15 protein-coding genes are annotated in these 12,725 nt (G+C 66.7%); 8 read left to right on the top strand and 7 right to left on the bottom strand.

The features are described from left to right. Window positions 1–79 precede the first annotated feature (79 nt). The 4 genes from BDD16_RS22790 to BDD16_RS05345 all read left to right on the top strand — a co-directional run bounded on the left by BDD16_RS22790 (window position 80) and on the right by BDD16_RS05345 (window position 3,273). A complete protein-coding gene (locus BDD16_RS22790) occupies window positions 80–460 on the top strand; it encodes a hypothetical protein (protein WP_218897702.1) in 381 nt (126 codons plus the stop codon). 304 nt (window positions 461–764) lie between these two features. After that, window positions 765–1,721, top strand: a complete 957-nt coding sequence (locus BDD16_RS05355) for an IS1595 family transposase (RefSeq protein WP_179632313.1) — start codon at window positions 765–767, stop codon at window positions 1,719–1,721. Between the two features lie 68 nt (window positions 1,722–1,789). Beyond that, complete coding sequence (locus BDD16_RS05350) at window positions 1,790–2,899, top strand: hypothetical protein (protein ID WP_179632993.1); 1,110 nt, start codon at window positions 1,790–1,792, stop codon at window positions 2,897–2,899. A gap of 128 nt (window positions 2,900–3,027) precedes the next feature. Next, window positions 3,028–3,273: a DUF6429 family protein gene (locus BDD16_RS05345; protein WP_179632992.1), complete on the top strand. Its 246-nt coding sequence runs from the start codon at window positions 3,028–3,030 to the stop codon at window positions 3,271–3,273. Window positions 3,274–3,437: 164 nt separating this feature from the next. Here the strand turns inward: BDD16_RS05345 and BDD16_RS05340 are convergent, their stop codons facing one another. The 4 genes from BDD16_RS05340 to BDD16_RS05325 all read right to left on the bottom strand — a co-directional run bounded on the left by BDD16_RS05340 (window position 3,438) and on the right by BDD16_RS05325 (window position 5,976). Next, a complete protein-coding gene (locus BDD16_RS05340; RefSeq protein WP_179632991.1) occupies window positions 3,438–3,662 on the bottom strand; it encodes a hypothetical protein in 225 nt (74 codons plus the stop codon). Window positions 3,663–3,949: 287 nt separating this feature from the next. Further along, window positions 3,950–4,375, bottom strand: a complete 426-nt coding sequence (gene trxC, locus BDD16_RS05335; protein WP_179632990.1) for a thioredoxin TrxC — start codon at window positions 4,373–4,375, stop codon at window positions 3,950–3,952. Window positions 4,376–4,480: 105 nt separating this feature from the next. Further along, window positions 4,481–5,488: a hypothetical protein gene (locus BDD16_RS05330; protein ID WP_179632989.1), complete on the bottom strand. Its 1,008-nt coding sequence runs from the start codon at window positions 5,486–5,488 to the stop codon at window positions 4,481–4,483. Continuing rightward, on the bottom strand, window positions 5,485–5,976 hold the full coding sequence (locus BDD16_RS05325; RefSeq protein WP_179632988.1) for a flavin reductase family protein: 492 nt from the start codon (window positions 5,974–5,976) through the stop codon (window positions 5,485–5,487). Before BDD16_RS05325 ends, BDD16_RS05330 begins: the two co-directional genes overlap by 4 nt. A 74-nt stretch (window positions 5,977–6,050) precedes the next feature. Between BDD16_RS05325 and BDD16_RS05320 the strand changes: the two genes are divergently transcribed. Both BDD16_RS05320 and BDD16_RS05315 read left to right on the top strand, forming a co-directional pair. Continuing rightward, window positions 6,051–7,697, top strand: coding sequence for an AmpG family muropeptide MFS transporter (locus BDD16_RS05320; RefSeq protein WP_179632987.1), 1,647 nt, complete (start codon window positions 6,051–6,053; stop codon window positions 7,695–7,697). A 48-nt stretch (window positions 7,698–7,745) separates the two neighbouring features. Beyond that, window positions 7,746–8,687, top strand: a complete 942-nt coding sequence (locus tag BDD16_RS05315; protein ID WP_179632986.1) for a M48 family metallopeptidase — start codon at window positions 7,746–7,748, stop codon at window positions 8,685–8,687. A 3-nt stretch (window positions 8,688–8,690) separates the two neighbouring features. Here the strand turns inward: BDD16_RS05315 and BDD16_RS05310 are convergent, their stop codons facing one another. The 3 genes from BDD16_RS05310 to BDD16_RS05300 all read right to left on the bottom strand — a co-directional run bounded on the left by BDD16_RS05310 (window position 8,691) and on the right by BDD16_RS05300 (window position 10,929). Further along, a complete protein-coding gene (locus BDD16_RS05310; protein WP_310732890.1) occupies window positions 8,691–9,266 on the bottom strand; it encodes a Crp/Fnr family transcriptional regulator in 576 nt (191 codons plus the stop codon). A 165-nt stretch (window positions 9,267–9,431) separates the two neighbouring features. Continuing rightward, window positions 9,432–10,121: a helix-turn-helix transcriptional regulator gene (locus BDD16_RS05305; protein WP_179632984.1), complete on the bottom strand. Its 690-nt coding sequence runs from the start codon at window positions 10,119–10,121 to the stop codon at window positions 9,432–9,434. A 169-nt stretch (window positions 10,122–10,290) separates the two neighbouring features. Further along, window positions 10,291–10,929, bottom strand: a complete 639-nt coding sequence (locus tag BDD16_RS05300) for an MBL fold metallo-hydrolase (protein WP_179632983.1) — start codon at window positions 10,927–10,929, stop codon at window positions 10,291–10,293. A gap of 67 nt (window positions 10,930–10,996) precedes the next feature. Here BDD16_RS05300 and BDD16_RS05295 point away from each other — a divergent pair, with 67 nt between their 5' ends. Beyond that, window positions 10,997–11,578: a restriction endonuclease gene (locus BDD16_RS05295; protein ID WP_246332474.1), complete on the top strand. Its 582-nt coding sequence runs from the start codon at window positions 10,997–10,999 to the stop codon at window positions 11,576–11,578. Window positions 11,579–11,595: 17 nt separating this feature from the next. Next, window positions 11,596–12,720 (top strand): PQQ-dependent sugar dehydrogenase, encoded by a 1,125-nt coding sequence (locus tag BDD16_RS05290; protein ID WP_179632982.1) that lies wholly within the window; start codon window positions 11,596–11,598, stop codon window positions 12,718–12,720. Window positions 12,721–12,725: the final 5 nt, after the last annotated feature.

The following is a 12,725-nucleotide window of genomic DNA, read 5'->3' as shown; positions in this document are numbered from 1 at the left end:
GCTGAGTTAGGCAGCAGCGCCTTGAGGTCTAAACTACGTTAGTTTTTCATTTTCGCACTTCAATCGCAAGGAGACACAAATGGCAACAAAACCACCCGCGAAGCCTAAATCGCCTATGACGCTCGCTGCTGCATCCAGAATTCAAGGTGCAACAGCTCTTTCAAATAATGGCGTTGTTGAAAAGAGCACCTTCGCGGCCCGTGCTCAATCAGCTGCGGTAAAAACCACTTCAACTCCAGCAGCGAAAGCGGCTTCAAAAACCATTTCCAGCCCAAGCACTGGCAAAGCATCAAAAACTGCCGCCGGTAGCGCTCTCTCTCAGGTTGCACCAAAAAAGGTCACATCTCCAGTCGCAGCTTCGGCCGCATCCAAAACGCTTCGCGATGGCAGAACCGGTGCAGCCTCGAAATCAGCGGCGGGTTCTGCGCTGTCCCAAAAGCCGCCAGCAAAAAAACGTTGAAAAAATCTAACATTCCGATCTAGCCGATCGTAAAAAAGTTCGGCTTTTTGCCGTCGGCTGAGCTAGCACGTTAGGCGTCACAGACAACCCCATGCGTTGCAGCGCATCCATCCACAGGACTCTATGAAGCGCACAGACGAAGTCTTTGGCATGTCCAATGACATCCTTCCCGACTCCTACGTCGACCGAGGTGCCCTCGATGAGGAACTGGCAAAGCTTCTCCTGATTAGCAATGATTCTCAGCAAGGTGCCAACTGACGATCAGGCGTAGCGTAGAAGACAGACCAAGCGCAGGAGCGAGCACATGCCGATGAACCGAATCCAGTTCCAGCAGGGGATGTCGCTGCCAGAGTTCATGGCCAGCTTCGGCACGGAAGAGCAATGCGCCGAGGCGGTCAAGCAGGCGCGCTGGCCGCAGGGCTTCGAGTGCCCGCGCTGCGGCAGTGCGGCGCACTACGTGGTGGGCCACGGGGCGCGCAAGCTGTTCCAGTGCAACGGCTGCCGCCACCAGACATCGCTGACCGCGGGCAGCCTGTTCGCCAGCACCAAGCTGCCACTGAAGACGTGGTTCCTGGCGATCTACCTGCTCAGCCAGGCCAAGACGGGACTGTCGGCGCTGGCGCTCAAGCGGCAGGTGGGCGTGAGCTACCCGACGGCGTGGCTGATGCACCAGAAGATCATGCACGCGATGGCCGAGCGGGTGGACCAGTACCGACTCGACGGCACGGTGCAGCTCGACGATGCCTACCTTGGCGGAGAGCGCAGCGGCGGCAAGGCGGGCCGGGGTTCGGAGAACAAGGTGCCGTTCGTGGCGGCGGTCTCGGTCGATGACCAGGGGCATCCGCAGTACGTCAAGCTCGCGCCGGTGAGCGGCTTCACGCTGGAGGCGGTGGGCCAGTGGGCGCAGGCGGCGCTGATGCCGGGAACGCGGGTGGTCAGCGACGGGCTGGGGTGCTTCGCCGCGGTCACCAGCGCGGGCTGCCTGCACACGCCGATCGTGGTGGGCCAGCGCAAGCCGCGCGAGCTGCCCGAGTTCACCTGGGTCAACACGGTGCTGGGCAACCTGAAGACGACGTTGTCGGGTGCGTTCCATGCGTTCAAGTACCCCAAGTACGCCAGCAGCTATCTGGCAGCGTTCGCCTACCGCTTCAACCGCCGGTTCGACCTGCGCGGGCTGGTGGCTCGGCTCATCATCGATGTCGCGCGGTGCAAGCCTCGGGCTCAGCGGGTCGTTCGGGGGAATGCTGAGGATCGTTGCTAATCAGGAAGCTTCTTGGGCGAAAGGTTCACGTAGCGATACGCGGTCCATCCAAGTGCGGCAAGTCTTGGTTGCGCCAGCGTGTTGTACCCAACGCCCTCGTCGTTCAGTGTCGCCTTGGCACTACTAATATCGACATCTACACATCTGCACTTTCCCAGTTAGGGGTTCAACTTCAGGTCGAATCTACTTCCAAGTTCGGTATCAAGGGCACGGTCGAAGGGCAAGTAGCAGCGGGCTCGGAGCTCATAGGTAAGGTATCTGGGAAGCTCGGCCTCGAAGCAACAGGCGAACTGGGATCAAAAGGCGTCCCAGTCGGCCGGAACATCAATGACCTACAGTTCATCGCACAACTAGTTATCGAGTCCGGCAAGCGCCTGATCATCGAAGACGTCCATTACCTGTCGATAGATCAACGCGAAATACTGTCCTACGACCTTAAAGCGCTGTGGGACATTGGCTGTTTCGTCACCATGGTTGGCGTTTGGGGCCAAGCCAACATGTTCGTTAGACTGAACGGGGAACTCAGCGGTCGAGTGGAGGAACTCTCGATTGAGTGGGGTCCGGACGACCTCCGGACGATCCTAGCGCGTGGCTCAGTAGCGCTTGGCATCGATTTTTCCCGCGAGATCCAGAACAAGGCAATCATCGACGCATTCGGCAATGCGGGACTACTCCAAAGGCTAGCTCTGCGTACTCTCGACGAAGCGAAGATCACCACCGAGCAGCCGCCCACGTTCAAGGTCAACAACATGTCATGGTATGAAGGCGCCGCGATGGCTGTTGCAGATCAACTCAACGGTGTCTACCTCAAGTTCGGTGAACGTGTCGCTTCTGGGATTCGTACTCGTGCTGATGCGACGGGCATCTATGCTCACGCAATGGCTGCCATAGTCGCCGCTGACGACGGCATGCACATGAACGGCATTCCGGTTGAACACATCTTCACGGTTTCACATTCGCGTCAGTCTCGCATTCAGAAGTCGAACCTAAAGCTAGTCCTTTCCAAGATCGACTCGCTACAAGTAGACAAGGATGGTCGAGGACTCGTTGTTACGTACGACGCTGATAAAGAATGCGTTCTGAATGTGGATCGCCAGTTGCTCTTCTATCGTAAGTATCTAACTGTCTCTTGGCCTTGGGAAGAATTGATTTCCGAGGCGGATAAGTTAGTGCAGTGACGCTTAATAATTATTAAAACCGGAGCGGCCAAGGCTGCATGCCGCGTCGTCCCGGTTAATTCCCGCCACTTGCAAGAGTAGATTCTCCGCAGTGAAATAACTCCCTCATCTCACCCGCGGAGATCCCCATGCCCACCCCCTACGACCCCGACAAACTCGCCGACGCCACCCTGGCCCTGCTCGGCGCCTTCGAGTTTGACAACGGCCGCGCGTGGAAGCGCCACGATTTCGACGTGATGGACCGCCTCCACGCCGAAGGCATGATCAGCAACCCCCACAACCGGAACGCCTCGGTGCACCTGACCCCCGAAGGGCTGACGCGCGCCAAGGCGCTCGCCGACGCCTGGTTCGGGGCGTCATCACCCGCCCACTGACGCCGACACACGTCTGGCGACGCTGCCAGCGTTCGCCGTAGCCGGGCTGAATCCGGCCGCATATTCAGGATCTGAGTTTATTCAGACGACCTGAATGTAGTTTCAAAATACTATAAAAAAACAACCCCTTGAATGAGGGGTTGTTGTGCACCAAATCAGATGCTTCAGCGGCTGAATACCGGCCGCAAGGCCGCAGGCCGACGCCACACAGGTGCCGGCGATGGCGGCGGCGGGCGGAACCAGATGCTCTTGGGCCGGCCTGTGGCGGTGCGGCTGTACACGGCATCACCATGGGCTTCCTGCTTGTGCGCCAGCAGCAGGCTCGACAGGATCTTGCGCTGGCACAGGCTGCAGGTGATCGAGCGACTGCCCATCATGCCGGGGGCCATTGGCGGTACCTTGCCAAGTTTCCTGCGTGTGCTTGTCGGTGGCACGGAGGGAAAGGATCCCCCGCATTTGAGGGGGTCTGAGATGCGTGACATGATTTTATTGTTGTAGTAGGCATGAATTGTTTTGCATGCCCGGGGTGAATCAAAGCTGGGTATTGCCGTCTGTCAAGGCAATACTGCTGTCTGACCCGCATCGTATCTCCCCCGAATGAAGGGCGTGAATAGTACCAAAATGTGAATCTGATAAATCCGGCAACTGTTGGCAAACCAGCGGTACTGTGGCGGATTCAGCCGGTGCGAGATTCCAGCCACTGCACGATCTGTCCCGCGCTCATCGCACCACTCTGGCGCGCCACCTCCCGGCCTCCGTGCAACAGCACCATCGTCGGGATGCTGCGGATCCCGTACTGGCTGGAGGCGGCGGGGCTGTCATCGCTGTTGACCTTGGCGAAGAGCACGCGGCCCTTCAGCTGTGCCGCGGCGGCCTGGAATTGCGGCGCCATCTGGCGGCAGGGCCCGCACCACGGCGCCCAGAAATCGACCACCACCGGCAGTTCGGTCCTGGCCGCGACCGTGGCCAGCGTCTGGTCGTTCAGCTCGACCGGTTGCCCGTCCAGCACGGGCTTGCCGCAGCGGCCGCAGGTGGGGTCGTCGCGCAGGCGCTCGTCGGGCACGCGGTTGACGGCCAGGCAGTGGGGGCAGGCGATGTGCATGGTGTGGCCTTTTGCATACGGTGGATGGTATGAAGGGCAGGTGGAGATGCCTCGCCGGCTTTCAAGGGCGGGCCCGGGCCGCACCGGTGGTGTCGATGGTGTCGGCTAGAGACTGCGCTGGAACGCCGGCGCAGTCGGTGCACGCCGGACGCCGCCGCCGCCGACGCTGTGCGGCGTGTGGTTGGTGACCACCTGCAGCTGCGCCACCAGCGCCCGCAGGGTGGCCGGGCGGATGGCCTGGGCGGCAGGGTGCACGGCCGGTTCACCGTAGAAGACCAGGTTGCCGGCGGCGCTGTCGGTGATGCAGGCGCCGAAGTCCTGCAGCGCGTGTGCCAGCGCGGTTTCCGGGCCGGGCTGCAGGTCGAGCGTGCGCAGATCGACCGAGGGTGGCAGTGCCAGCAGGCTGCCCATGTGGAGATTGCCTTCGGTGCCGTAGCGCCGGCCATCGCCGCCGTCGGCGGCCGAGGCCGGCCAGACCCAGGCCCGTCCGTCCGGCCCGAGCCGGTTGAGCGCCTGCGGCCGCACCGCCACGGCGAGCACGTGCGGGAGTCGGCCCCGCTCCAGCTCGCCGGTGCGGATCAAGCCGGCCAGCGCCGAGCCGCCATAGGCCCGCGCGCCATGCCAGCCGGGGTAGACACCGGCATCGGTCAGGTTGTTGAGCACCACGGCGGCGGCCACGATGCGGTCGGGTCCGACCCGCTCGGCCTGCCACAACTCGACCACGTGGCGCCGCGCCGCATCGATCAGGTGCAGCGCGCCATCGGACATCGGGTCCGGTCGCGCATCGACAGGCACGCGCTGGACCCGCACTGGCGTGCGCTCGCCGCGGCGGTAGATCGACACGGTCGGGTCATCGGCACTGGCGATGTGGACCGGGTGGCTCCACTGCCGGGTGTTGATGCCGGCGCCCTGCGTCGGGTCCATGTGCGGACTGCGGATCGGAGCAAAGCGGGCACCATCGCCCAGCGCGGTGTTCCAGGGGCTGTCCGGCGAGAACGGCCACAGCGCGGGGTCGCGGGTCGGCATGGCGTCAGCGCCCGGACCGGCCAGGCCCGCACAGCCGGCCAGCAGCGCCGCACCCGAGGCGGCCAGCAGGGCGCGCCGCCGTGTCAAAGCGGCAGTTCGGTGTAGAAGCGCCCGCCGTGGAAGATCAGCGGCGAGGCGTCGGCCCGGTAGCGGCACTGCTCGACCTCGCCGACGAAGATGACGTGATCGCCTTCCTCGTAGCGGCTGCGGTTGTGGCATTCGAGCACCGCCGCGGCGCCGTCCAGCAGCGGCACGCCGCCGATACCGGGGCGCCAGTCCAGGCCCGCGAAACGGTCCGCGCCGCGGGTGGCGAAGCGTTCGGCCAGCTCCCGCTGCTCGGCGGCGAGGATGTGGATGGCGTAGTGCGATCCGGTGGCAAACGCCGCCATCGACCCGGCCTGCAGCGACAGGCTCCACAGCACCAGCGGCGGCGTCAGCGAGACGGAGTTGAAGGAATTGGCCGTGAGCCCCACCGGGGTGCCGTCGGCGGCCCGGGCGGTGACGATGGTGACACCGGTGGCGAACAGGCCGAGCGCTGCGCGGAAATCCTGCCGGGTGAAGGGGGAGGCTTGCATGGCGGGCATTGTCAGCGATTACCCCGAGTCCTGCGTCCGCAGGGAGGGATGCCCGCCTTCTAGAATCCGGCCCCATGTCCCGCCCCACTTCCACCGCCTTGCCGCCCGTCCGCCCGTCCGGCACGGCCTCTGCCACCCAGTGGCTGCTGCGCTGGTGGCGCCTGCTGGCGGTGCTGGTGCTGGGCTTTGCCTCGGGGCTGCCGCTGGCGCTCACGGGGCAGGCGATGCAGGCCTGGCTGAGTCTGGAGGGCGTGGATGTGGCGACGATCGGCTTCCTGAGCCTGGTCGGGCTGCCGTACACCTTCAAGTTCCTGTGGGCGCCGCTGATGGACCGCTTCGATCCGCCCTTCCTCGGGCGGCGGCGCGGCTGGCTGGTGCTGACGCAGCTCGCGCTGGCGGGCGTGCTGGTGCTGATGGCGGATACCTCGCCGAAGACCTCGATGCAGCTGTTCGCGCTGCTGGCGGTGGCCGTGGCCTTTCTGTCGGCCTCGCAGGATGTCGTGATCGACGCCTACCGCACCGACGTGCTGCCGGCCGCCGAGCGCGGGCTGGGTTCGTCGGTGGCGGTGCTGGGCTACCGGCTGGCGATGATCCTGTCGGGCGGCGTGGCGCTGATCTGGACCGATCCGGCCAACGTGGCGGCCGCTGCTGCGGCCGGAGACGGCACCGGCTGGACCTGGCCCGAGGTCTACCGGCTGATGGCCGCGCTGATGGTGGGGGCGGCGGTGGTGTCGGCGCTGGCGATGCCGCGGCTGAAGGGGATGGTGCGGCCCGAGAGCGTGGCGCGCAACGACCTGATCGGCTTCGTGGCGGTGCTGGTGGCGGTCGCGGCGGGCTATGTGCTGACGGACAAGGTGCTGGGTTCGGTGGCGAGCGCGCTGCTGCAGCCCCTGCTGGAGCACACCACGCTGCCAGCGCCGCTGCGCCAGCGCTGGGTGGATCTGCTGGGCCTCGTGCTGGGCATCGGCGTGACGCTGCCGCTGGCGGCGTGGGCGGCGCGCAAGGCGCGTTTCGACACGCTGCTGGGCGGGCTGCAGAGCTATTTCAGCCAGCCGGGGGCGTGGGCCTTCCTGGGCTTCATCGTGCTCTACAAGCTGGGCGATGCCTTCGCCGGCTCGCTGATGACGCCGTTCCTGCTGAAGGCGATGGCCTACGGCTCGGCCGAGGTCGGCGTGGTCAACAAGGTGCTCGGGTTGTGGCTGACGATCGGTGGCGCGCTGCTGGGCGGGGCGCTGATGGTCCGGCTCGGCCTGTGGCGCTCGCTGCTGCTGTTCGGCGTGCTGCAGATGGCGAGCAACCTGGGCTTCTGGTGGCTGTCGGTCCATGGCAAGGGCGTGCTGCCGGGCCTCACGGTGCCGGCCTTCGACTGGGGCTTCCTGCACCTGGCGCAGGCGACACCGGTCGACGGCGGCCTGCTGATGGTGATCGCCTTCGAGAACCTCTCCGGCGGCATGGGCACGGCGGCGTTCGTCGCCTTCCTGATGAGCCTGACCAGCCAGCGTTTCTCGGCCACGCAGTACGCGCTGCTCTCGGCGTTTGCCTCGGTCGGTCGGGTCTGGGTCGGGCCGCTGGCGGGGGTGCTGGCCGAGTCGATCGGCTGGCCGAGCTTCTTCATCGTGTCCACGTTCGCCGCGCTGCCGGCGTTATGGATGCTCTGGGGCCTGCGCGCGACGGTGCAGGCGCTGGAGGTCGATCCGGCCACGGTCGCTCTCGACGACTGACGCTGGCGACTGAACCCCGTCGAGTTCTTGTTCAACATGGATGCTCTGATGTCTACCACCCTGCACCAGGACCTTGTCGAAGACGCCACCATCACCACCCGCATCGACCTGCACCGGTCGGGCTGCAGCTGCGCGCTGCATGGCCGGCGCCTGTTCACGGGCTTGCTGGCCGGCGCGGCCGCGACCGCGGCGCTGCCGGCGCTGGCCCGCGATGGCGTGGAGGTGGGGGGCAACTCCAAGTTCACCAAGCTGGTGTCGGCCGAGCAGGTCGAGTCTGCTGCACAGGAGCAGTACCTGCAGATGCGCCAGGAGGCCAGCAGCAAGCGCGCGCTGGCCCCGGCGAACCATCCGCAACAGCAGCGCCTGCAGGCGATCGCGGACCGGCTGATCCCCTACACCTACGAATGGAACCCGCGTGCCCGCAACTGGACCTGGCAGGTCAGCCTGATCGGCAGCAAGGAGCTGAACGCCTTCTGCATGCCGGGCGGCAAGATCGCGTTCTACCTGGGCATCCTGCAGACGCTGCAGCTCAGCGACGAGGAGGTCGCGATGATCATGGGCCACGAGATGGCGCACGCGCTGCGTGAACACGCCCGCGAGCGCATGGGCAAGCAGACGGCGACCCGCGGTGCGATCGAGCTGGGCGCAGCGATCTTCGGCCTGGGCGGACTGGCCCGTTCGGCCGCAGACATCGGCGGGCAGTTGCTGACGCTCAAGTACGGCCGCGACGACGAGTCCGAGGCCGATCTGGTCGGCATGGAGCTGGCCGCGCGGTCGGGGTACAACCCGCGGGCCGGGGTGTCGCTGTGGCAGAAGATGGCCGAGGCGAGCAAGGGCGCGCCGCCGCAGTTCCTCTCGACCCACCCGTCCAGCAGCACCCGCATCCAGGACATCGAGGCGAACCTGCCGAAGGTCGAGCCGCTCTACGCCCGCGCTGCCCGGCCGCCGCGGGTGTTCGGCCCGCCGTCGCTGCGCGGCGCTGCGGGCTGAGGTTCACCAGCGGTTGGGCAGCGGCTTGAGGATGTGCAGGCCGCGGCCGATGGTGGCCGTGTAGCCGCCGCGCTCCAGGTCCTTGAGCAGCCGGCTGACCATCTCGCGCGAGCAGCCGATGCGGCTGGCGATCTCGGCATGGGTGATGCGGCTGACCAGGCGGCGCGTGCCGTCTTCCTGCTGCACGGCCAGTTCCTCGATCAGCGCGACGAGGCGGCCGTAGCTGTCCATCAGCGCCATGTTGCGGGCGTCGCGGGTGGCGGTGCGGGCACGGGCGATGACCTTGGCGAGCAGCTCGAACGCGAACTCCGGGTACTGCGTGATGTGTTCGAGCAGCGTCGGGCGGGTGATGACGACGCAGGTGGTCGGCTCGACCGTGATGACACTGGCTGCACGCGGTCCGCCATCCAGGCTCATCTCGCCGACGAACTCGCCGCTGCCGTAGAGGCCGAAGGTGATCTCGCGGTCGTTCGGACCGATCGAGAAGACCTTGATGCGGCCCGACAGCACGATGTAGAGCGTGTCGCCGAATTCGCCTTCCTGGATCAGGATGACGCCTTTGCGGTAACGGCGGGGCACTGCCCGCCGTGCCAGGGCAAGGAGTGCAGGAGAGAGTTGCAGATCATCCAAGGTGGTGTCTGCGGAGGGGGCCGTTCGGGGCGCTTTGGGCATCGCCTTTCACGATAGGACATGCAGTAAGCAACTGCAAGCACGAACAGGGTCCCTCTTTGCGCCAGCACATCGTCAGTGCGCCGCTTCGTGTCCCAGCACCGACACAATCGGGGGCAGCATCGCCACCTGGCGCACGAGATCGCGGATGCTGGCGGCCTGCGTCTTCTGGCGCACGCTGGCGATCTGTGTGCGCACGGTGGAGACGGCCACCCCGAAGCGGCGGGCGATGGCGCTCGGCTCGTCGCCGCTGCACAGCGCGGTCAGCACCATGCCTTCCGCATGGGTGAGGCTGTGCACGCGGGCGAAGTGCTCGACGCTCAGCGCTTCGCAGACCTGCAGCTTGCCGAAGACCAGCAGGATCGCCCCGTCGGCACGGCCTCCCTGCGGGCTGCCCAGCGGCACGACGGCCACCGTTTCCACGTGCGGTCCTTCACCCAGCTTGAGCAGGCTGCGGCGGCCCGCAGCCGCCTGCGTCAGCGCACGTTGCAGGACCGGATCGTCGCTGCCGGCCCGGGTGTGCAACCGACCATCCTGCAGGCGGCAGGAGCCGTGCAGTGCGGTGCAGTGCTGGTGGCCCATCTGGTTGGCCTGCATCAGATGCCCGGTGGTGTCCAGAATCAGCAGGCCGTAGTCCAGTTCGTCCAGGGCCCCGGTCAGCATGTGCAGCAGCCACTGCGCACTGTGGGCTGCAGGGGCTGTGCCCGGGTCGGCGCGAGGTCGGTCTGGGCGTTCGCGGTTCTGGATGGAAACGACGGGCAGCATGGCGGTACTCCTGATCGACCCTGCGAATCCCCCCGAACTCGCCAGCATCGACCCTGTGACGTTATCGCGCTGTCACGCGACTGAAGTTGAGCGCGTGCACTCTGACAGCGTGATCTATTGCCATTTTTGCGGTTACAGACGTTACCGCGCCATGCTGCCGGTGGCCGGCTCAGGTGCCGCCGACGTACTGGTTCGTGACCCGCTCCTCGCCGAAGCTGCTTTCCGGGCCGTGGCCGGGGATGAAGACGGTGTCGTCGCCCATGGGCCACAGGCGCTGGGTGATGGAGTCGATCAGCGTCTGGTGGTGGCCGCCGGGGAAGTCGGTGCGGCCGATGCTGCCGGCGAACAGCACATCGCCGACGAAGGCGCGCTGGATCTCCGGGCTGTGGAAGACGACGTGGCCGGGCGTGTGGCCGGGGCAGTGGCGCACGTTCAGCGTGTGCGCGCCGAGCGTCACCGTGTCGCCGTCCTGCAGCCAGCGTGTCGGCGTGAACGGTTCGGCGGGCGGGAAGCCGAACATCTTGCTCTGCTGCGCGAGGCCGTCGATCCAGAACTGGTCGCCGGGGTGCGGGCCGATGATGGGCAGGCCGCGCTCGCGGGCGAGCTGGCCGGTGCCGCCAGCGTGGTCGATGTGGGCGTGGGTGAGCCAGATCTGTTCGAGCTTCAGGCCGCGGCGGTCGATCTCGGCGAGCAGCTTGGGCAGGTCGCCGCCCGGGTCGATGACGGCGGCCTGTTTCGTTGCGTCGTCCCAGACGATGGAGCAGTTCTGGGCGAAGGCGGTGACGGGGTGGGTGTGGTAGCGCAGCATGGTCGAGATTGTCCACGGGGACCCCGTAGACTGCGTGACCGGGTTGGTCCCGTCGGGAGCATGTCGCTTGAAACTGAAAATGGCCGAAAAGTCGCTGTTCGCGATCCTGCTGCGATCCCCCTGGTGGATGAGCCTGGCGATCGGAGCGGTCATCGGGCTGGTGGCCGCCGTGGCGCTGCCGCCGGAGTTCCGTGTCGCGGGGGCCGTGTCGGGCTTTCCGTTCTTCGTCATCGGCGTCATGGCCGCGCGCCGTCAATGGGGGCAGCCCAGCGCGGCCCAGGTGGCGCAGACCCTGCAGACGGTGAGCGCCATGGCGTGGCCCGCCTTCGCCCGCGCGCTGGAAACCGCGTTCCAGCGCGACGGCTACGCGGTGCAGCGCGGCACGGCCCCGGGCGTCGACTTCGTGCTGGAGCGCCAGGGCCGCACCACGCTGGTGAGCGCACGCCGCTGGAAAGCCGCACGGATCGGGCTGGAGCCGCTGCGCGAACTGCAGGCGGCGCGCGCGGCGGCCGAGGCGCAGGACGCGCTGTGCATCGCCCTGGGCGAGTTCACCGACAACACCCGTCCCTTTGTCCGCGAGCACGGCATCACCTTGTGGCAGTCGGCCGAGCTGGCGAAGGCCCTGCGGGGGATCCCGTTGAACGCCTGAACTTCTGGAGCCCCACCATGCGCCTGAACCTGTTCCTCTCGGTGGCCCTGCTGGCCGCCAGCGTTGCCAGCACCCCCGGCTTCGCGCAAGCCCCCGCCGCGCCGGCGGGGACCGCCGTGGTGGTGCGCGGCCTGACGGACCCGTGGGCGATGGCCTTCCTGCCGGACGGGCGGATGCTCATCACCGAAAAGGCCGGTCAGCTCCGCATCGCCACCCCGGACGGCCGCCTGTCGGCACCGCTGGCCGGCCTGCCCGCGGTGGCGGCGACCGGGCAGTGCGGCCTGCTGGACGTCGTGCTCGACCCGCAGTTCAGCGAGAACCGCCGCCTGTTCTTCACCTTTGCCGAGCCAGGCGCGGGTGGCAACAGCACTGCGGTGGGCAGTGCGCGTCTGGTGGACGACCAGTTGCGCGAGGTGCGCACCCTGTTCAGCCAGAAGCCCAAGAGGGACAGCGGCAGCCACTGCGGCTCGCGCATCGTGGTCGACCGCCAGGGGCACCTGCTGGTCGGGCTGGGCGACCGCTTCAGCGGCAAGGACGAGGCGCAGAACCCGGGCAACCACATCGGCAAGGTGGTGCGCCTCACCGCCGAGGGCCGTGTGCCGGCGGACAACCCCTTTGTCGGCCGTGCCGGCGCGGCGCCCGAGGTGTTCAGCCTGGGCCACCGCAACATCCAGGGCGCGGCGCTGCACCCGGTGACGGGGGAGCTGTGGGCCAGCGAACACGGGCCGCAAGGGGGTGACGAGATCAATGTGGTCGAGGCCGGGCGCAACTACGGCTGGCCGCTGGTGACCTTCGGGCGCAACTACGTCGTGGGCACGCGCATCGGCGAGACCGGGCCGAAGGCGGGTTTCGAGCAGCCGCTGCACCACTGGGTGCCGACCTCGATTGCCCCGAGCGGCATGGCCTTCCTGAGCAGCGACCGCTACCAGGCCCGCTACCCCGACTGGAAAGGCAGCCTGTTCGTCGGCGCGCTGCGTGGCCAGGCGCTGGTGCGGCTGACGGTGGACGGTCGGCGCATCACGGCGGAGCAGCGGCTGCTGGAAGGCCAAGCCCGCATCCGCGACGTGCGGCAGGGGCCGGATGGCTGGCTGTATGTGTTGACCGATGGCGCCAACGGGCAGGTCTTGCGCCTGCTGCCATGACACCT

This window comes from Sphaerotilus montanus, from assembly GCF_013410775.1.
Classification (GTDB): Bacteria; Pseudomonadota; Gammaproteobacteria; order Burkholderiales; family Burkholderiaceae_C; genus Sphaerotilus; species Sphaerotilus montanus.
Note: the sequence above shows the minus strand (reverse complement) of the source record. Positions and strands in the feature narration are given on the sequence as shown.

Bases quoted from the DNA above. Each gene is read 5' to 3' on its own strand.
- BDD16_RS22790 (WP_218897702.1), top strand. From the start codon at position 80: ATGGCAACAAAACCACCCGCGAAGCCTAAATCGCCTATGACGCTCGCT.
- BDD16_RS05355 (WP_179632313.1), top strand. From the start codon at position 765: ATGCCGATGAACCGAATCCAGTTCCAGCAGGGGATGTCGCTGCCAGAG.
- BDD16_RS05345 (WP_179632992.1), top strand. From the start codon at position 3,028: ATGCCCACCCCCTACGACCCCGACAAACTCGCCGACGCCACCCTGGCC.
- BDD16_RS05340 (WP_179632991.1), bottom strand. From the start codon at position 3,662: ATGGCCCCCGGCATGATGGGCAGTCGCTCGATCACCTGCAGCCTGTGC.
- trxC (WP_179632990.1), bottom strand. From the start codon at position 4,375: ATGCACATCGCCTGCCCCCACTGCCTGGCCGTCAACCGCGTGCCCGAC.
- BDD16_RS05325 (WP_179632988.1), bottom strand. From the start codon at position 5,976: ATGCAAGCCTCCCCCTTCACCCGGCAGGATTTCCGCGCAGCGCTCGGC.
- BDD16_RS05320 (WP_179632987.1), top strand. From the start codon at position 6,051: ATGTCCCGCCCCACTTCCACCGCCTTGCCGCCCGTCCGCCCGTCCGGC.
- BDD16_RS05315 (WP_179632986.1), top strand. From the start codon at position 7,746: ATGTCTACCACCCTGCACCAGGACCTTGTCGAAGACGCCACCATCACC.
- BDD16_RS05305 (WP_179632984.1), bottom strand. From the start codon at position 10,121: ATGCTGCCCGTCGTTTCCATCCAGAACCGCGAACGCCCAGACCGACCT.
- BDD16_RS05300 (WP_179632983.1), bottom strand. From the start codon at position 10,929: ATGCTGCGCTACCACACCCACCCCGTCACCGCCTTCGCCCAGAACTGC.
- BDD16_RS05290 (WP_179632982.1), top strand. From the start codon at position 11,596: ATGCGCCTGAACCTGTTCCTCTCGGTGGCCCTGCTGGCCGCCAGCGTT.